The sequence below is a fragment of the Streptomyces sp. NPDC059452 genome (genome assembly GCF_042750035.1).
In the GTDB taxonomy this organism is placed as follows: Bacteria; Actinomycetota; Actinomycetes; order Streptomycetales; family Streptomycetaceae; genus Streptomyces.
In genome coordinates this window covers 231,069-247,342 of record NZ_JBHYVE010000001.1, presented here as the reverse complement: position 1 = coordinate 247,342, position 16,274 = coordinate 231,069, and the positions used below count along the sequence as shown (strand labels likewise).

The 16,274-nt window shown below is 71.4% G+C and carries 18 protein-coding genes and 1 tRNA gene; 8 read left to right on the top strand and 11 right to left on the bottom strand.

Features of this window, described 5'->3' with window-relative positions; all coding sequences use genetic code 11:
• Positions 1–115 precede the first annotated feature (115 nt).
• From ACFW9Z_RS01040 to ACFW9Z_RS01030, 3 genes are all read left to right on the top strand, one after another.
• Positions 116–691: a TerD family protein gene (locus ACFW9Z_RS01040; protein WP_015608280.1), complete on the top strand. Its 576-nt coding sequence runs from the start codon at positions 116–118 to the stop codon at positions 689–691.
• Positions 692–760: 69 nt separating this feature from the next.
• Positions 761–1,921: a DUF475 domain-containing protein gene (locus tag ACFW9Z_RS01035; RefSeq protein WP_384632324.1), complete on the top strand. Its 1,161-nt coding sequence runs from the start codon at positions 761–763 to the stop codon at positions 1,919–1,921.
• 169 nt (positions 1,922–2,090) lie between these two features.
• The gene (locus ACFW9Z_RS01030) at positions 2,091–2,825 is read left to right on the top strand and encodes a Tellurium resistance (RefSeq protein ID WP_384632321.1); all 735 of its coding nucleotides are present in this window, start codon (positions 2,091–2,093) and stop codon (positions 2,823–2,825) included.
• Between the two features lie 74 nt (positions 2,826–2,899).
• On the opposite strand, the gene ACFW9Z_RS01025 is transcribed toward ACFW9Z_RS01030, so the two are convergent.
• The gene (locus ACFW9Z_RS01025; RefSeq protein WP_384632318.1) at positions 2,900–3,799 is read right to left on the bottom strand and encodes a TerD family protein; all 900 of its coding nucleotides are present in this window, start codon (positions 3,797–3,799) and stop codon (positions 2,900–2,902) included.
• A 234-nt stretch (positions 3,800–4,033) separates the two neighbouring features.
• Between ACFW9Z_RS01025 and ACFW9Z_RS01020 the strand changes: the two genes are divergently transcribed.
• From ACFW9Z_RS01020 to ACFW9Z_RS01005, 4 genes are read left to right on the top strand one after another with little or no spacing between them, the layout of a single operon-like run.
• Entirely contained in the window at positions 4,034–5,206 is a 1,173-nt protein-coding gene (locus ACFW9Z_RS01020; protein ID WP_384632315.1) for an HpcH/HpaI aldolase/citrate lyase family protein, read from the top strand.
• 10 nt (positions 5,207–5,216) lie between these two features.
• Positions 5,217–7,751: a phosphoribosyltransferase gene (locus ACFW9Z_RS01015; RefSeq protein WP_384632312.1), complete on the top strand. Its 2,535-nt coding sequence runs from the start codon at positions 5,217–5,219 to the stop codon at positions 7,749–7,751.
• Positions 7,748–8,572, top strand: coding sequence for an HAD family hydrolase (locus ACFW9Z_RS01010; RefSeq protein WP_384632308.1), 825 nt, complete (start codon positions 7,748–7,750; stop codon positions 8,570–8,572). Before ACFW9Z_RS01015 ends, ACFW9Z_RS01010 begins: the two co-directional genes overlap by 4 nt.
• Before the next feature lie 55 nt (positions 8,573–8,627).
• On the top strand, positions 8,628–9,287 hold the full coding sequence (locus ACFW9Z_RS01005; protein WP_384632305.1) for an O-methyltransferase: 660 nt from the start codon (positions 8,628–8,630) through the stop codon (positions 9,285–9,287).
• A gap of 54 nt (positions 9,288–9,341) precedes the next feature.
• Here ACFW9Z_RS01005 and ACFW9Z_RS01000 read toward each other — a convergent pair whose 3' ends face one another.
• The 3 genes from ACFW9Z_RS01000 to ACFW9Z_RS00990 form a co-directional block, all read right to left on the bottom strand.
• Entirely contained in the window at positions 9,342–9,560 is a 219-nt protein-coding gene (locus ACFW9Z_RS01000) for a zinc ribbon domain-containing protein (RefSeq protein ID WP_032753096.1), read from the bottom strand.
• Between the two features lie 58 nt (positions 9,561–9,618).
• Positions 9,619–11,157 (bottom strand): hypothetical protein, encoded by a 1,539-nt coding sequence (locus ACFW9Z_RS00995; RefSeq protein WP_384632302.1) that lies wholly within the window; start codon positions 11,155–11,157, stop codon positions 9,619–9,621.
• 72 nt (positions 11,158–11,229) lie between these two features.
• Positions 11,230–12,030 carry a DUF4097 family beta strand repeat-containing protein gene (locus tag ACFW9Z_RS00990; RefSeq protein ID WP_384632299.1) on the bottom strand — a complete coding sequence of 267 codons (801 nt, stop codon included), beginning with the start codon at positions 12,028–12,030 and terminating at the stop codon, positions 11,230–11,232.
• Between the two features lie 281 nt (positions 12,031–12,311).
• Between ACFW9Z_RS00990 and ACFW9Z_RS00985 the strand changes: the two genes are divergently transcribed.
• A tRNA-Val gene (locus ACFW9Z_RS00985) sits at positions 12,312–12,386 on the top strand.
• Positions 12,387–12,454: 68 nt separating this feature from the next.
• Here the strand turns inward: ACFW9Z_RS00985 and ACFW9Z_RS00980 are convergent.
• The 7 genes from ACFW9Z_RS00980 to ACFW9Z_RS00950 form a co-directional block, all read right to left on the bottom strand.
• Positions 12,455–13,612, bottom strand: coding sequence for a site-specific integrase (locus ACFW9Z_RS00980; protein WP_127465656.1), 1,158 nt, complete (start codon positions 13,610–13,612; stop codon positions 12,455–12,457).
• On the bottom strand, positions 13,612–13,800 hold the full coding sequence (locus ACFW9Z_RS00975; protein ID WP_127465657.1) for a helix-turn-helix domain-containing protein: 189 nt from the start codon (positions 13,798–13,800) through the stop codon (positions 13,612–13,614). Before ACFW9Z_RS00975 ends, ACFW9Z_RS00980 begins: the two co-directional genes overlap by 1 nt.
• Entirely contained in the window at positions 13,797–15,212 is a 1,416-nt protein-coding gene (gene repSA / locus ACFW9Z_RS00970) for a replication initiator protein RepSA (RefSeq protein ID WP_175511940.1), read from the bottom strand. The genes ACFW9Z_RS00975 and repSA overlap by 4 nt, the downstream gene beginning before the upstream one ends.
• Positions 15,213–15,214: 2 nt before the next feature.
• Entirely contained in the window at positions 15,215–15,409 is a 195-nt protein-coding gene (locus ACFW9Z_RS00965; protein WP_175511941.1) for a hypothetical protein, read from the bottom strand.
• 5 nt (positions 15,410–15,414) lie between these two features.
• Entirely contained in the window at positions 15,415–15,597 is a 183-nt protein-coding gene (locus ACFW9Z_RS00960; RefSeq protein ID WP_384632294.1) for a hypothetical protein, read from the bottom strand.
• Positions 15,598–15,691: 94 nt separating this feature from the next.
• The gene (locus ACFW9Z_RS00955; protein ID WP_127465662.1) at positions 15,692–15,928 is read right to left on the bottom strand and encodes a hypothetical protein; all 237 of its coding nucleotides are present in this window, start codon (positions 15,926–15,928) and stop codon (positions 15,692–15,694) included.
• A 1-nt stretch (position 15,929) separates the two neighbouring features.
• Entirely contained in the window at positions 15,930–16,265 is a 336-nt protein-coding gene (locus tag ACFW9Z_RS00950; protein WP_175511943.1) for a SpdD protein, read from the bottom strand.
• Positions 16,266–16,274 lie beyond the last annotated feature (9 nt).

The following is a 16,274-nucleotide window of genomic DNA, read 5'->3' as shown; positions in this document are numbered from 1 at the left end:
GGGCGCGGCCCCCCCGGGGGCCGCGCCCCGCCCCCCCCCCGCGCCCCACTCCCCCCCCCCCCCCGGCGCCCCCCCCCCCCCCCGTCCGCGTTTCCACGACTCGGGGAGGACACACATGGGCGTCACACTCGCCAAGGGAGGCAATGTCTCCCTCTCCAAGGTCGCACCCAACCTCACCCAGGTGCTGGTCGGGCTCGGCTGGGACGCACGCTCCACCACCGGAGCCGATTTCGACCTCGACGCCAGCGCACTGCTGTGCCAGTCGGGCCGGGTGCTCGGTGACGAGTGGTTCGTCTTCTACAACAACCTCACCAGCCCCGACGGCTCCGTCGAACACACCGGCGACAACCTGACGGGTGAGGGCGACGGCGACGACGAGTCGGTCATCGTCCGGCTCGACCAGGTCCCCGCCCACTGTGACAAGATCGTCTTTCCGGTCTCCATCCACGACGCCGACAACCGGGGCCAGGCGTTCGGCCAGGTCAGCAACGCGTTCATCCGGGTGGTGAACCAGGCCGACGGCCAGGAGCTGGCCCGCTACGACCTGAGCGAGGACGCCTCGACGGAGACCGCGATGATCTTCGGTGAGCTCTACCGCTACCAGGGCGAGTGGAAATTCCGCGCAGTGGGCCAGGGGTACGCGTCGGGGCTGCGCGGCATCGCTCTAGACTTCGGCGTCAACGTTTCATAACGCCGCGCACGGCGCGGGGGAGCCCCGTCCACACCAGGGGAGACCCTTACCCAACACGATGAGGTACCAGTGGTTCTGAAAACCTTCGGCTGGTCGTTCGCGGTTACCGCGCTCGGCCTGGTCGCGGCCTTCTTCTACGGGGGGTGGCATGCTTTCGGCATCGTCGCGATCCTGTCGATCCTGGAGATCTCGCTCTCCTTCGACAACGCGGTGATCAATGCCGGAATCCTGAAGAAGATGAATGCCTTCTGGCAGAAGATCTTCCTCACCATCGGCATCCTCATCGCCGTTTTCGGTATGCGACTGGTGTTCCCCGTCGTGATCGTGGCCGTGAGTGCGCAGCTCGGCCCGATCGAGGCCATCGATCTTTCCTTCAACGACCCCGACAGGTACAAGGAACTGGTCACGGACGCCCATCCGGCGATCGCCGCCTTCGGTGGCATGTTCCTGTTGATGATCTTCCTCGACTTCATCTTCGAGGACCGTGACATCCAGTGGCTCCGCTGGATCGAGCGTCCGCTCGCCAAGCTCGGCAAGGTCGACATGCTGTCGGTCTGCGTCGCGCTGATCGTGCTGCTGGTCAGCGCGATGGTCTTCGCGACCCAGGCCCACCAGCACGGCGGCGGGCACGTGGACAAGACGTCGACGGTCCTGCTCTCGGGTGTCGCGGGTCTGATCACCTACCTCGTCGTCGGCGGGCTCTCCGGATTCTTCGAGGGCAAGCTCGAAGAGGAGGAGGAGCGCGAACACGAGGCCGAGGAGCAGGCCAAGAAGGCGGGCAAGCCGGTCACCGGTGTCGCCCTCGCGGGCAAGGCCGCGTTCTTCCTCTTCCTCTACCTGGAAGTCCTGGACGCCTCCTTCTCCTTCGACGGCGTCATCGGTGCCTTCGCCATCACCAACGAGATCGTGCTGATGGCCCTCGGCCTCGGTATCGGCGCCATGTACGTCCGTTCGCTCACCGTCTACCTGGTCCGCCAGGGGACGCTGGACGACTACGTCTACCTGGAGCACGGCGCGCACTACGCGATCGGCGCGCTCTCCGTCATCCTGCTGGTCACCATCCGGTACGAGATCAACGAGATCATCACCGGCCTGATCGGTGTCGTCCTCATCGGTCTCTCCTTCTGGTCCTCGCTCCGCCGCAACAAGTCCATCGCCGCGGCGGGCGGCGGCGCGGGGGACACCGGAGGAAGCGCCGGTTCCAAGGCCGAAGTCCACTCCGGGGTGTGACCCGGCAGGGATTGAGGAACGCTCTCTGCGGGGCGGCCCACACGGCGACGGCTCTCCAGGATCTCCTGGACCCGGCCCGGTGGCCGCCCCGCAGCGGTGTGCGGGGCCGGTGACAACGGGCGACAACAGGTCGACAGCCGGCGACAGGGCGACAGGGGTGGGGGCTGGGATGGGTTTCTTCGACGGTCTGTGGCCGGCGCGCGCGGCACAGTTCGACGCGGGCAACGGCACATCGAGCGCCATCGTGCTCTCGAAACGCAACGCCACGGTCTCGCTCAGCAAGCAGGGCGCCCTCTCGGGCAACCTGAGGGTCAACCTGTCGTGGCGGATGCGCAGCTCCGACATCGAGGGCCGCTCACGCCAGAGCGGCCGGCTGCGGCGCCCCCTCAAGCTGTTCCAGCCCGAGGTGGTCCAGGCGCACACCCAGGGCGTCGTCAACGTCGACCTGGACCTGGGCTGCATGTACGAGCTCGCGGACGGCACCAAGGGGGTCGTGCAGCCACTGGGCAACCTGATGGGCGACCTCAACGGCCCGCCCTACATCCGGCTCAGCGGCGACGACCGCTTCGGCGCCCCCTCCGGGGAGACGGTCTACGTCAACATGGACCAGCGCGACCAGATCAAGCGGCTGCTCTTCTTCGTCTACATCTACGACCGGACGCCCGCGTTCGACCGTACGCACGCCAAGATCACGCTCTACCCGGGCAACGGCCCCCGGATCGAGATCGAGCTGGACGAACGTGCGCCCCAGGCCCGTTCCTGCGCGGTGTTCACCCTGGAGAACATCAAGGACGAGCTGATCGTGCGGCGCGAGGTGAAGTTCGTCTACGGATTCCAGTCGGAGCTGGACCGGCTCTACGGCTACGGCATGCAGTGGGGCCGCGGCTACAAGTCACGCACCTGAACGGCCCCCGCCCGTACGCCTCCCCTCCGGGCCGGATTCGGGCAGGGCCGGCGCGGACCCGGGACGAGCCGCACTCAGGAGCGGATGAACTGCGGACCTTGCGGAGGCAGGACGAAATGCGGGTCGGGTGCGTGCGCGGCGGCCGCGGCGGGCTGCGGATAGCCGTACGCGGGCGGCGCCCCGGCCCCCTGCGGGTAGCCGTACGCCGGCTGCGGGCCAGCGGGCAGCGGCGCGGGTGCCGGAGGTACGGCAGGGGGTGCGACGGGCGGCGGATAGCCGTAGGAGGGCTGCCGGTGCTGGACCGTGGCCTGGGCGTCGGGGGAGGGGGCGGGGGGCGTCTGCGGAGCGGCCGATCCCTGCTGGGCGGGCGCGGGTGCGGGCGCGGGCGCAGGGTCGTCCGTCCCGCCCTCGCCCCCGGCCTCCGAATCGTCGACCGAGATCCCGAAGGCGGTGGCCAGCCCGATCAGCCCGGTCGGATAGCCCTGGCCGACCGCCCGGAACTTCCACCCCTCGCCGCGCCGGTAGAGCTCCCCGCAGATGATCGCGGTCTCTTCCCCGGTCTCGGGCCGCACATCGAAGACGGCCAGCGGCTCCCCGTCGGCGGACGCGGCATCGAAGAGAAGTATCCGCAGGTCCGGCACCTGCTGGAAGGCGGCACCGTCGGACGACGCGGCGACGACCACCTGGTCCACCGACGCGTCGAGCCCGCCCAGGTCCGCCTCGATCGTGTCCGTGAGCCCTTCCGCGACACTGCGCTTCGGCAGCCGCCGGACCAGGCCCGAGGGGTGGCGCGGCTGGTTGTAGAAGACGAAGTCCTCGTCGGACCGCACACGACCCGAGGCGCCGAGCAGCAGGGCGGAGGCGTCCACGTCGGGGACGTCGGGACCCGGCGTCCAGCGCAGCACGGCCCGTACGGCCATGGCGTCTACCTGGACGTTCGAGCCCTTCAGCATCGTGTGCGTCATGGGCGTCATCCTGCCTGCTGGCAGCACCCGCGGACAACGCGGGGGGCCACAACGGCCGTGTCCCGGGGCGCCGGTGCCGGGTCGGAGAGCGGATGGAAGAGGGCCGAACGGTACCGCGAGGAGAGGCCGGGCGAAGGCCGGGTAACCGGAAATTCATGTACATCGGGAACTGTTGACACTCGCCTGTACGTACTATTACCGGCCATGCGTTGTTCGGCCGGTCAGGCAGTTCGGGGGAATCTCATGCGTCACTTCGGGTATATGTCGCCCGCTGCCCGAGAGGGGCTGTTCTTCCGGGAGCCGTGCGAGTTCAGCGCGGACTCGCCCGCGAGCCTGCTCTCCGTCGCCCTGGGCGCCACGCTCTACTCCCCGGCCACCCGGCCCACGCTGGCCGACGACGTGATGAAGCAGGCCGGGCGCGGCGTCGTCTCCATGGTGCTGTGCCTGGAGGACTCGATCGACGACGCCGAGGTCGTCGGCGCCGAGGCCAACCTGGTCCGGCAGTTCGCGGAGCTCGCGGAACGGGACGCGACGGGCGCCGGACTGCCGCTCCTCTTCGTCCGGGTGCGCGAGCCGGGCCAGATCACCGACCTGGTGCGGCGGCTCGGCCCCTCGGTCCGGACGTTGTCCGGTTTTGTACTTCCCAAATTCACCGAAGAGCGCGGAACCCTCTTCCTGGAAGCCCTGGCCGAAGCCGAAACGGCCTGCGGACGGCGGCTGTTCGCCATGCCCGTCCTCGAATCGCCCGAACTGCTCCACCTGGAGACCCGCGGCGAAGTCCTCCAGGGAATCGCGCGCTCCGTCGACAAGTACCGGGACCGGGTCCTCGCCCTGCGGCTCGGCGTCACCGACTTCTGCTCGGCCTACGGACTGCGCCGCGCGCCCGACATGACGGCGTACGACGTCCAGATCGTCGGCTCCGTCATCGCCGACGTGGTCAACGTGCTGGGCCGGGCCGACGGCACCGGCTTCACGATCACCGGGCCGGTCTGGGAGTACTTCCGCCGCCAGGAGCGCATGTTCAAGCCCCAGCTGCGCCGCAGCCCCTTCCTGGAGGGCAGCGCCGAGGAGCTGCGTACGGCCCTCATCGAGCACGACCTCGACGGCCTGCTGCGGGAGATCGAGCTCGACCGGGCCAACGGCCTGCTCGGCAAGACCTGCATCCACCCCTCGCACGTGGCACCCGTCCACGCACTGTCCGTGGTCAGCCACGAGGAGTTCACCGACGCACAGGACATCCTGCGCCCGGAGCGCGGCGGTGGCGGAGTGCTGCGCTCCGCGTATACGAACAAGATGAACGAAGTGAAGCCCCACCGGGCCTGGGCCGAGCGCACGCTCCAGCGGGCCGAGGTCTTCGGGGTGGCGGGGCAGGACGTCGGCTTCGTGGACCTGCTGGCCGCCGGACTGGCCAACTGAGCGCGTATCGATGAGCGAGCGCGCGACGAGAGAAGAGACCGTGAACGTGGAGTGGTCGGGCAACTGGGTGGCCGAGCGGCTGGGCGTGGCCCTGGAGGGCGACGGGGAGCTCAAGGAGCTGCTGGGCCTCGCCCTGCGCCGTAACCCCAAGCGGGCCCACCTGCTGGTCTCCAACGTGCTGGGCAAGCATGTGCCCCAGCACCCCTCCGTCGTGTACGGAGCCGGGTTCGGGCTCGGCGAGCGCGTACGGGCCCTCCTCGGCGAGGAGGAGGCCCGCCGCGCCGTCGTCCTCGGGTACGCGGAGACCGCCACCGGCCTCGGCCACGCCGTCGCGGACGGCCTGCGGGACGCCCCGTACCTCCACTCCACCCGCCGCCCGGTCGCGGGCGTGGCCCCGGCGGGCGGCTTCGAGGAGGCCCACTCGCACGCCACCTCCCACCTGCTGCTGCCGGAGGACCCCGAGCTGTTCGCGGGGGGCGCTTCCGCCCTGGTGCTGGTCGACGACGAGTTCTCCACCGGCAACACCGTGCTCAACACCATCCGCGCGCTGCACGGGCTGCACCCGCGCGAGCGGTACGTCATCGTCGCGCTGGTCGACATGCGCTCGGCGGGCGACCGCGACCGGCTGACCGCCTTCGCCGCCGAGATCGGCGCCCGCGTCGACCTGGTGACCCGCTCCACGGGCACGGTCACGCTCCCCGAAGGCGTACTGGAACGCGGCCAGGAGCTGGTCGCGGCGCAGGAGGCGGAGCAGGCGCAGGAGGCGGAGCTGACCCAGAGTGCCGAGCAGCCCCAGGGGGCGGAGCAGCCTCAGGGGGCGCAGCCCGTGGGGCCGGCCGGGGGAGCGGCTGTCACCCGGGTCGACCTGGGCTGGCCCGCGGGCGTCCCCGACGGCGGCCGGCACGGCTTCACCCCGGCCCACCGGGCGGCGCTCGAAGCGGCGCTCCCGGGCATGGCGGAACGGATCGCCGCCGCGCTGGACGGCAGCGTCCGACGTGTGCTCGTCCTCGGCTTCGAGGAGCTGATGTACGCGCCGCTCCGCCTGGGCACCGCCCTGGAAGCGCTGCTCGGGGCGGACGCCGAGGTCCGGTACTCCACCACCACCCGCTCACCCGTCCTCGCCGTCGACGACCCCGGCTACGCGATACGCACCCGCCTCGTCTTCCCGGCCCACGACGACCCGGCGGACGGCCCCGGCCCCCGGTACGCGTACAACGTGGCGGGAGCGGGCTTCGACGCGGTGGTCGCCGTCGTCGACTCCACCGCCGACACCCCCGAACTGCACGCCCCCGACGGCCTCCTGGCCCGCCTCGCGGCCCACACCGGCCAGGTCCTCCTCGCGGTCGTCCCCTCGTACACCCCCACACCTGTTCAGGAGCCCGCCGTGCTGCCCGAGCCCCTCCGAGGCCCCGACTTCTCCAGTTACGCCCCCGAGGACGTCGGCTGGCTGCTCCAGGACCTCTCGGACACCGAGCTGGAAGCGCCCACCGAGGAGCGCGAGGAGGCGATCCAGAGCGGCGGCGCGCACTACGCCGAATCGCTGCCCGTCGAGTACCAGCCCAGTGCCGAGTACCAGGCCCTGTTCACGGCCGCCCTGGACGCCTCCGCCGCGCGCATGGCCCGCGCGGTGGGCACCGTCACCGAGACGGTCCTCGCCGAACGCGGCCCGCGCCCGGTCCTCGTCTCGCTCGCCCGCGCCGGAACGCCGGTCGGGGTGCTGATGCGCCGCTGGGCCCGCCACCGCCACGGCCTGGACCTGCCGCACTACGCGATCTCCATCGTCCGGGGCCGGGGCATCGACGCCACCGCCCTGCGCTGGCTGGCCGCCCACCACGACCCGGCCGACGTGGTGTTCGTCGACGGCTGGACGGGGAAGGGCGCGATCACCCGCGAACTGGCGGCGGCGCTCGCGGAGTTCGAGGAGCGCGAAGGAGTCGCCCACTTCGACCCGGAGATCGCGGTGCTCGCCGACCCGGGCGGCTGCGTGCGGACGTACGGCACCCGCGAGGACTTCCTGATCCCCTCGGCCTGCCTCAACTCCACGGTCTCCGGCCTCATCTCCCGTACGGTGCTCCGCGCCGACCTGGTCGGGCCGGACGACTTCCACGGCGGGAAGTTCTACCGGGAGCTGGCGGAGTCCGACGTCTCGGGTCACTTCCTCGACACCGTCGCCGCCCGCTTCGACGAGGTCGCGGACGAAGTCGACGCGGCGGCCAAGGAACTGCTCGCCGCCGACCGGGCCCCGACCTGGGAGGGCTGGGCGGCCGTCGAGCGGATCAGCGAGGAGTACGGCATCCACGACGTCAACCTGGTCAAGCCGGGCGTCGGCGAGACCACCCGGGTCCTGCTGCGCCGGGTCCCCTGGAAGATCCTCGCCAAGCGCGGCGCGGGCGCGGACCTGACGCACATCCGGCTCCTGGCCGAACAGCGCGGCGTCCCGGTCGAGGAGGTCGACGACCTCCCGTACAGCTGCGTCGGTCTGATCCACCCCCGGTTCACACGCGGCGCGACGGGCGCGGACGGCAAGGCGGTGGCGGGCGCATGAGCGCTGTGAACGGCTCCGTCACGCTGGTGGCGAGCGACCTCGACCGTACGCTGATCTACTCGGCGGCAGCGCTCGGCCTGGCGATGCCGGACGCGGAGGCGCCCCGGCTCCTCTGCGTAGAGGTGTACGGCCACAAGCCGCTCTCCTACATGACGGAGACGGCCGCCGCCCTTCTCACCGAGGTGGCCGGGTCCACGGTCTTCGTGCCCACCACCACCCGGACCCGCGAGCAGTACCACCGTATCCACCTCCCCGGCCCCGCCCCCCGGTACGCGATCTGCGCCAACGGCGGGCACATCCTGGTCGACGGGGTCTCCGACTGGGACTGGCAGGCGCGGGTGGAGGCCCGGATCGCCGACGAGTGCGCCCCCCTCACCGAGATCCGCGCCCACCTCGCGACCACCGCCGACCCGGCCTGGCTCCTGAAGGACCGGGTGGCCGAGGACCTCTTCGCGTACCTGGTCGTCGAGCGCTCCCTCCTCCCCGAGGAGTGGGTGAAGGAGCTGGCGGTCTGGGCCCAGGAACGCGGCTGGACGGTCTCCCTCCAGGGCCGCAAGATCTACGTGGTGCCGGGCCCGCTCACCAAGAGCGCCGCCATGAACGAGGTCGCCCGCCGCTGCGGCGCCACCCGCATGCTCGCCGCCGGGGACTCCCTCCTCGACGCGGACCTGCTGCTCGCCGCCGACCTCGGCTGGCGCCCCGGCCACGGCGAACTGGCCGAGGAGAACTGGCGGGCCCCGCACGTCGTGGCGCTGGAGGAGCGGGGCGGGGCTGCGGGGGAGGAGATCCTGCGCCGGTTCCTGGCGGCCTCGGCGGCGTGATCGCCTCTCGGCGAGTTCGGCTGCGTGAGGGCGCGGGTTGGGGAAGGCTGGGGCCATGACCAAGGGCAACGAAACCACGATCACCGACGAGCTGTACGCCTACATGCTGGCCCACAACCCGCCGCTGGACCCGGTCCAGCGGGAGCTGGTGGAGACCACGTACGCCCGGTTCCCCGACCACGCTGGCATGGTGTCGGCCGAGGAACAGGCCCCGCTGCTCGCCTTCCTCGTCCGGTTGGTGGGCGCCCGGCATGTGGTGGAGGTCGGCACGTTCACCGGGTTCAGCGCCCTGGCGATGGCCCGGGCACTGCCCGCCGACGGCACGCTGATCGCCTGCGACATCTCGGAGGAGTGGACGGCGTACGGGCGCGAGGCCTGGGAGAGGGCGGGCGTCGCGGACCGGATCGACCTGCGCATCGCCCCGGCCCTGGACACCCTGCGGGCGATGCCCGCCGAACCGCACATCGACTTCGCCTACCTGGACGCGGACAAGGGCGGCTACATCGCGTACTGGGAGGAGCTGGTGCCCCGGATGCGGCAGGGCGGTCTCATCGCCGTGGACAACGTGCTCTTCCACGGCGGGGTCACGGACCCGGAGGCGACCGGCCCGACGGCGGCGATCAAGGAGTTCAACGAGCATGTGACCGCCGACGACCGGATGGACAGCGTGCTGCTGACGGTCGCGGACGGCCTGACGCTCTCGCGTAAGAAGTGACGCTCCCACGCGAGAAGTAGCGCTCGGGCCTTTCCCGCTTCTGCGCGGCCGGGCTCAGCCGCAGCACCCGCCGCCGCAGCAGCCTCCGCCCCCGCCGCCACCGGACGGTGCGGGCGCGGAGGCGGCGGCGCCGCCCACGGCCACGGCGGAGAGCAGCTTCACGGTGTCGTCGTGGCCTGCGGGGCAGGAGGCCGGGTCCGAGGACTGGGCCATGGGGCGGCTGAGCTCGAACGTGTCGCCGCAGGTGCGGCAGCGGAATTCATAGCGAGGCATGGCCCCAGGCTAGAGCCATCGGGGGCCGACGGCTACGGCCCCCGATGACGGGCTTGGCTCAGGCCCCGCCGCCACGCTCCTCGCGGATGTCGGAGACGACCCGGGCGGCGGTCTGCCGTACGGCCTCCGTCTCGGTCAGGAAGTGCCAGTAGTCGGGGTGGCGGCCCTCAAGACCGGCGATGGCCCGGTCCAGCCGCGCCACGGAGTCGTCGAGCGGCCGGGCGTGCCGGGGGTCGGGCGTGTGCCGGCCCGCCATGGCGAGGCGCTGCGCGTCCCGCACGGCGAACCGGGTCCGCTCGATCTCCTGCTGCGGGTCCTTCGCCACCGCGTCCAGCCGCTGCAACCGGTCCCCGGCGGCGGAGACCGCCTCGTCGGTCGCGTTCAGCAGGGCGCGGACCGTGGAGAGCCGGGAGGTGGCATCCGCCCAATGCTGCTCGTCCCGCGCCTTCGCCGCCTCCGCGAGCTTCTCCTCGGCCTGCCGTACGTTGACGGCGGCCTGCTCCGGCACCGGCTGGAGGTCCTGCCAGCAGGCGGCCGAGAAACGTCGGCGCAGCTCGCTGAGGACCGGCTCCACCGAGCTGGTACGCGTCGTCAGGGCCTGGGCCCGGGTCCGCAGCGACACCAGCCGCCGGTCGATCTCGGCGGCCCGCTCCGGCAGCCGCTCCGCCTCGGCCCGCAGGGACTCCGCGTCGCGCAGGACCACATCGGCCCGCTGAAGCGTCTCGGCGACCCCGTGCTTCCCCGCGCCCTGGTTCAGCTTGGTCAGCTCCGGGGCGAGAGCGGCGAGCCGGGCCGCGAGCTCATCGGCGCGCAGCCCCGCCGCCCGTACGGCATCGAGCGCGTTGCTCGCCCCGAGCAGCGCCTGCCGGGCCCGCTCCACGGCGGGGGCCAGCCGGGCGAGCTGGGTCTCCGCACTGCCCAGCAGCGTCCCGAGCCCCTGCCCGAACCGGTCCAGCTCACCCTTGACCCGTACGAGATCGTCCTTGGCCCGGGTCAGCTCCGTACGGGCCCGGGAGGCGACGGAGGGCTCCAGATCGTCCCGGTCCAGGTCGTGGGCGTCGACGGCGGTGATGTAGGCGTGGCTGACCTCGTCGATGCGCCGCCCCAGCGCGGCGAAGTCCTCCGCCGCCTTGCGGCCGCGCGGGGAGCTGTCCACGGCGTTGATGGTCTCGATGGAGATCTGGAGGTCGCGCTGAGCGGTGTCCAGCTCATAGAAGGCCTCGGCGGCCGCGTCCCGGGCCGCCTGGGCCTCGGCCCGCTGGCTCTCCCCGCGCCCGCCGAACCACCGCCGCGTACCGCCGCCTGCGAAGGCGGCGGGCAGCACGGCGACGAGAAGGGGCACGGGCAGCAGCACAAGCGCCAGAACGTCCCGGGCCCCCTGCCCGCGTCCGCCCCTGCCCGGCGCGCTGCGCCCGCGAGCCTCCCGCCCACCCTGACCTCGGGCACCTGGAAGGCCGCTCATGACCCGGGCGCCTGGAAGGCCCTTGCCTCCGGCACCCGGAGCGTCCTTGCCCCGGGTATCCGGAACGCTCTCGACGCTCTCGACGGCGGAACTCCCACCCGCTCCTGCCTCTGGCCGCGTGTGTGTCGCCGTCACATCCCTCTCCCGTGCTGTTCCGCCCCTGCCCGGTACATTGTCCCACCAGGTAAGGACGAACACACGGGTCGGTTAGTTCGCGCTTCGGACCTTGACTTCCCCGTTGTCGCTGCGAACCTTCACCACATGGGCGCTGCTGTCGCTGCGCGGCACCGCGATATCGACCTCCCCGTTGTCGGCGCTCGCGTTCACGGCGTACTTCTGCCCGCCCCGCGGAAGGTCGATGACGACGCTCCCGTTCTCGCTCACGGCGTCCACCAGATCGGGAACACCGGCGAACTCCAGCCGGATCTCCCCGTTGTCCGCACGGGCGACCACCGACTTGGTGCCTATCCGCTCGGCGAGCACGGTCCCGTTGTCGCTCTTGAGGTCGAGCGGCCCGCCGGAATCCCGTACGACGATGTTCCCGTTGTCGGCGGAGAGCCGCAGCTCGGTGTCGAAGTTGGCCGCGGTGATCTCGCCGTTGTCCGCGTCGGCCTGGACGGTCACCCCGCGGGGCACCTTCACCTCGTGCCACGCGGCACAGTTGCTGATCATCGCGCCGCACTTGACCCGGAGCGTCAGGGTGTCGTCCTTCATCGTCCAGACGGGATCGGGCCCACTGCCCAGGAAGACCCACCCGTCGACCCGCCGCTCCACCTCGACCTCCTCCACATCGGCCGGCACGAGGGTCACGGTCGAGTCCTCGGCGTCGATGGTCAGCGTCTTCCCCTCCAGCGCGAACGCCTTGCGCTCCACGGGCGCGTCATCGACATCGGTGCTCCCGCACCCGGTGAGGGCCAGGGCGAGCAGCACGGCCCCGCCTCCCGCGGCGAGTGCCCGGCCGGGGGTCCCGCGGCGCTTGCGGGTCGGTGCGCTGGTACGGATGTCCACGGTGATCGGTCCCCCAGGAAGTACAGCCGGACGGTGCCACCGGCCGTCGCTGCCGGTGTACTTGAACCGTATGCGCGGAGGTACCGGTGGGGGCATCCGGACGGCTACCGTCTCCGGGGTGGGGTTATCCCCCCATTCCGGCCCCGGGCTCCGGGCTCCGGGCCGCGGCAGGTCCCGCCGGTCCGGCCGGTCCGGCAGGTCCCGCAGGTCCAGCCGGTCAGGCAGGTCCGACCGGTTTAGGAGCACGGGCTCCGGTCCATGTACGCTGTTCCCTCATCCACGGGTGCGTAGCTCAGGGGTAGAGCGCTGCTCTTACAAAGCAGATGTCGGCGGTTCGAAACCGTCCGCGCCCACCAGCACAAAGACCCCCAGCCCATCATGGCTGGGGATCTTTGACATCCACCTCTGACATCAACGGGCGCGGTCACCCACTGTCGGGCCGCCGCCGCTTCAACATGCGGTCGAGGTGACTCACGGCCTCCCGCTGCGTGTCCTGGACGACGTGGGCGTAGATGTTCATCGTGACCGCGATCTGACTGTGCCCGAGGATCTCCATCACGACACGGGGCGGGACCCCGGCGGCGGTGAGCAGGGTCGCGCAGCCATGGCGGGCATCGTGCAGTCGGATTACACGGAGCCCGGCGGTGCCAGCGACCCGGGTGAACGAGCGGTACAGGTTGCGCGGCTCAATCGGCCGACCGGATCGGGTGGTGAAAACGTAGCCTGTCTCCTCCCACTGATCACCAGCAGCCTCACGCAGGGCCGCTTGCCGCAGACGTTCCCAGCGGAGCGGGGCCACGCACAGGGCGGGCAGTGGAAGCGTCTGCTTTCGGCGGCGCCCCTTGGGATCGTCCTCGTACGCCTCACCGCGGACACGCTGCCGCTGAGTGCGGACCCGGATCTCTCGCTTGTCGAGGTCCACGTTCTCCCACCGGAGGCCGACGATCTCCCCACGGCGGAAGCCGAGTGCGATGGCGAGGACGAAGGCCGCGTAGAGCGGGTCCTTCCGGGCGGCGGTGAGGAAGGTCAAGGTCTCGTCGAGCGACCAGGGGGAGAGGTCCCGCACTTCTGCCGAGGGCGGTTCCACGAGGGTCGCCACGTTCCGCATGACGAGTTCCTCCCGGCAGGCAGCCGTCAGCGCTGTCCGCAGGACGCGGTGGGACTCCTTGGCGGTTGCCGCGGTGGTCTGTTGCTCCAGCCGGACCAGGAAGCGCCGGACGTCAGCGACGCTCAGAGATTCGAGGCGCTTCGAGCCGAGCATGGGCGCGAGGTAGAGGCGGATGTGCGTCTCGTACTTCGCGTAGGTCGTGCGCTTGCGGCGCGGCTTGATGATGTTCTCCAGCCAGTAGGGCAGCCACTCGGAGAGCTTGGCCGACCGCGTGGGCACGGGTACGCCCTGGTCCACTTTGGCGAGCAGGTCACGGCGCTTGGTGTCGCACTCGGCCCAGGTCTTGCCGTAGGCGAACTTGCGGGCCCGGGTGCCGTCCGGCTGGAGGACGTAGACCGCGGCTTGAAAGCGGCCGTCCTTGCGCTTGGTGATGGTGCCCGCGCCGTTGGGGTTGCGCTTGCGCTGGGGAGGCATCAGGCGGCTTCCTCGATCTCGTTGGCGATGAAGTCGCGTACGGCGTCGGCGGGGATGCGTCGGGACCGGCCGATGGTGATGGAGGCCAGTCGGCGGGAGCGGATCAGGTCGTAGACGGTGGAGCGTCCGAGCTTCAGCCGCGCCATGACCTCGGGCACGGTGAGGAGTTCGGCGGTGGCGGTGGTCACGATGCGGCTCCTTCCAGAGCGAGTTGGTCTTGCAGCTCGGCGCGGTGTTCGCGGGCGGTTTCGCGGTTGTGTTGGATGTCGCGGTGGATGTTGGCGGCGAGCCAGGATTCGCCGGGGGTGTGGCCGTGTCCGGCGTAGGCCCAGTGGGCGAGGGTGAGCGTGGTGGCTTCGGGGTGGTCGTCGGGGTCGGGGAGGCCGAGGGCGGCGCGTTGTTCGGCGGCGCGGTAGTCGGCGCGGACCTGTCGGAGGGCGCCGAGGGTGGTGGAGTAGGCGCGGGATTTGGTGGAGAAGTGGCCGCGGAAGCCGAGCATGTGGGCCCAGTCGCGGAGCTTGCGTTCGGGGTAGGCGTGGTGCAGGTCTAGGCACGCTTCGATCAGCCGCCGGGGGTGCTCCGGCACGTCGAGCAGCACCAGGGCTTCCTTGTTGCCGACGCGGTGGTCGACGGTCCCGGTGGTCTCGGCCGCCTTGGTGGCGTACTTGGCGACGTAGGAGGCGACGGCTTGTTCGGTGAGGTCTTCGCCGTTGCCGAACGCTCCGATGGGCTGCACGTCGAGCTGCGTGCCCCACCGCAGCGTCCACCCGTCCCTGATCCCGGCTTCCGGGTTGGCGGGCACGTCGACTTCGACGCGGGCGGCGGCTGCGCGGATCGCGTCGTCCAGGAGGTCGAGGGTGGCCCAGGCCGGTGGCGGGGTGTCCGGGCCGTCGGGTCCGTCGAAGCGGATCACCGCGTGAAAGTGGACGGCTCCTCGCTTCTGGTACTCCGCGACTTTCCCGAAGGAGACTTTGGACTGTTCGCGGGCGGCTTTCTGGGTGAGTCCGGCGCGGCGGGCGATTTCGCGGCGGAGGTAGATCGTGAAGTAGCGCCAGAGGTCGGAGGCGTGGTTGTTCCACAGCACCGCCCCCGCGTAGTCGTACGTGCTGGGGTCGAGCGGCGTGCCCAGCTCCGGGGCGTCCTCGGTGTGCAGGGTGCCGCAGCGGCAGGGCCGGTTGCCGGGCCGGTTGTGGACCGGGCCGAACGACGGGGCCGTCAGCGTCGCGAAGACCCGGGGGTGATCCCGGATCGTGGTGGGGGTGCCTTTGTCGGGGTCGCCGGTGAGTCCGGCGCGGATGAGGTGGTAGGTGTCGCCTGCGTAGGTCCAGGCGCAGGCGGGGCAGCGGGAGGCGCGGCGGTTGCCGCAGGCGATCCGTAACCGGCCCCCGGGCTCGGTGTCCGTGGAGTAGTGGTGGAGCAGGGTGCCGGTGGCCCGGTCGATGGTCTTGGTGGCGCCGGTGAGGTGGATGGGCTGGGAGCAGCCTCCGGTGCGGCGGAGTTGTTCGGTGAGGCGGTCGAAGCCGGGAGACCCGACCACCCGGAGCAGATCATCCAGGGTGGCCGGGTCCAGGCCCGCCGCAGTCGCAGCGGTAGTGGTCATGGTCAGCGTCCCGTCCGGTTATGGGCGGGACCGTGGTTGGCGGTGTAGCCCTCGACCAGGGCACGCACCTGGTTGTCGCCGGTGGCGGTGGCGGTGGCTCCGCAGTGGCAGACGGCCGAGCCGGTGGCCGGGGTGTTCGGGGAGGGCTTGCTGACGTGGAGGCCGGGGCGGTCAGGGGTGGGGGTCAGGTTGGCCATGGCGCTCAGGCCCCGATCCGGGTGTGGGCGCGGGCGGTGGTGGTGTGGCCGGTGCCGTGGCAGGCGGGGCAGTTCGCGGTGATGGTCTTGCGCTGCCCGGTGGGGGTGGTCTGGCCGGTGGTGATGGTGACGGTGGGGAAGCCGTCGCAGTGGCCGCAGATCGGCCGGGGCGGGGTGTGCTGGGGCATGATGGGATCTCCCTTTCGGGTCCGTTGGATCTGGAAGGTGGGAAGGCGCCCGGGGCGGCGGAAGTTTGGCGACCGAGGCCGCCCCGGGTGCCGGTTAGCGTCGGCGGTTGCGGCGCGGGGTCTTGATCGGGGGCAGGGCGTCGTAGGACTCCTGACCGGCCTGGAACGAGGCGGCGTCCGTCTCGCCAGTGGCGGTGGCGTCGTACTCGCGACCGATGCGGCGCATGGTCTTGCGGTCGCCGTGGCGGCGGGCGATGGCGAACTCCCGGCCCAGCTCGGCCATAGCCGGGTTACTCGGGGTGTCGTTGCTCTTACGGCTGAAGAAGCCCATGTCAGTTGCCCTTCTGGTTGTTGAGGAGCGAGCGCAGTACGAGCGCGCACACGGCGACCGAGGCGGCGGTGATCGCGGTGGCCAGGAGCATCGAGACCAGGACCGTGCCGACCACCAGGACCACGGCGGCGCCGCCCGCGGCGGCCACGAGGAGCGAGCCCGGGGTGAACTGAACGGCCCGACGGGCGGACGGTGCGGTCGGGGTGGGCGCCGGAGCCTCGGCGGGGGTGTGGTGGCAGGTGCAGGCCGGGGCGTGGGTGATGCCGGTGAGCGGCTGCACCAGCGACGTTCCCGGGGTGGGTGCGGTGTCGGGGGGCGGGATCTTCGGAGTGAACACGGATTGCCT

Coding starts and splice junctions, on each gene's coding strand:
- repSA (WP_175511940.1), bottom strand. CDS start 15,212: ATGACCACTACCGCTGCGACTGCGGCGGGCCTGGACCCGGCCACCCTG.
- ACFW9Z_RS01025 (WP_384632318.1), bottom strand. CDS start 3,799: ATGACGCCCATGACGCACACGATGCTGAAGGGCTCGAACGTCCAGGTA.
- ACFW9Z_RS00980 (WP_127465656.1), bottom strand. CDS start 13,612: ATGCCTCCCCAGCGCAAGCGCAACCCCAACGGCGCGGGCACCATCACC.
- ACFW9Z_RS00965 (WP_175511941.1), bottom strand. CDS start 15,409: ATGGCCAACCTGACCCCCACCCCTGACCGCCCCGGCCTCCACGTCAGC.
- ACFW9Z_RS00955 (WP_127465662.1), bottom strand. CDS start 15,928: ATGGGCTTCTTCAGCCGTAAGAGCAACGACACCCCGAGTAACCCGGCT.
- ACFW9Z_RS00960 (WP_384632294.1), bottom strand. CDS start 15,597: ATGCCCCAGCACACCCCGCCCCGGCCGATCTGCGGCCACTGCGACGGC.
- ACFW9Z_RS01000 (WP_032753096.1), bottom strand. CDS start 9,560: ATGCCTCGCTATGAATTCCGCTGCCGCACCTGCGGCGACACGTTCGAG.
- ACFW9Z_RS01030 (WP_384632321.1), top strand. CDS start 2,091: ATGGGTTTCTTCGACGGTCTGTGGCCGGCGCGCGCGGCACAGTTCGAC.
- ACFW9Z_RS01005 (WP_384632305.1), top strand. CDS start 8,628: ATGACCAAGGGCAACGAAACCACGATCACCGACGAGCTGTACGCCTAC.
- ACFW9Z_RS01015 (WP_384632312.1), top strand. CDS start 5,217: ATGAGCGAGCGCGCGACGAGAGAAGAGACCGTGAACGTGGAGTGGTCG.
- ACFW9Z_RS01020 (WP_384632315.1), top strand. CDS start 4,034: ATGCGTCACTTCGGGTATATGTCGCCCGCTGCCCGAGAGGGGCTGTTC.
- ACFW9Z_RS01040 (WP_015608280.1), top strand. CDS start 116: ATGGGCGTCACACTCGCCAAGGGAGGCAATGTCTCCCTCTCCAAGGTC.
- ACFW9Z_RS01010 (WP_384632308.1), top strand. CDS start 7,748: ATGAGCGCTGTGAACGGCTCCGTCACGCTGGTGGCGAGCGACCTCGAC.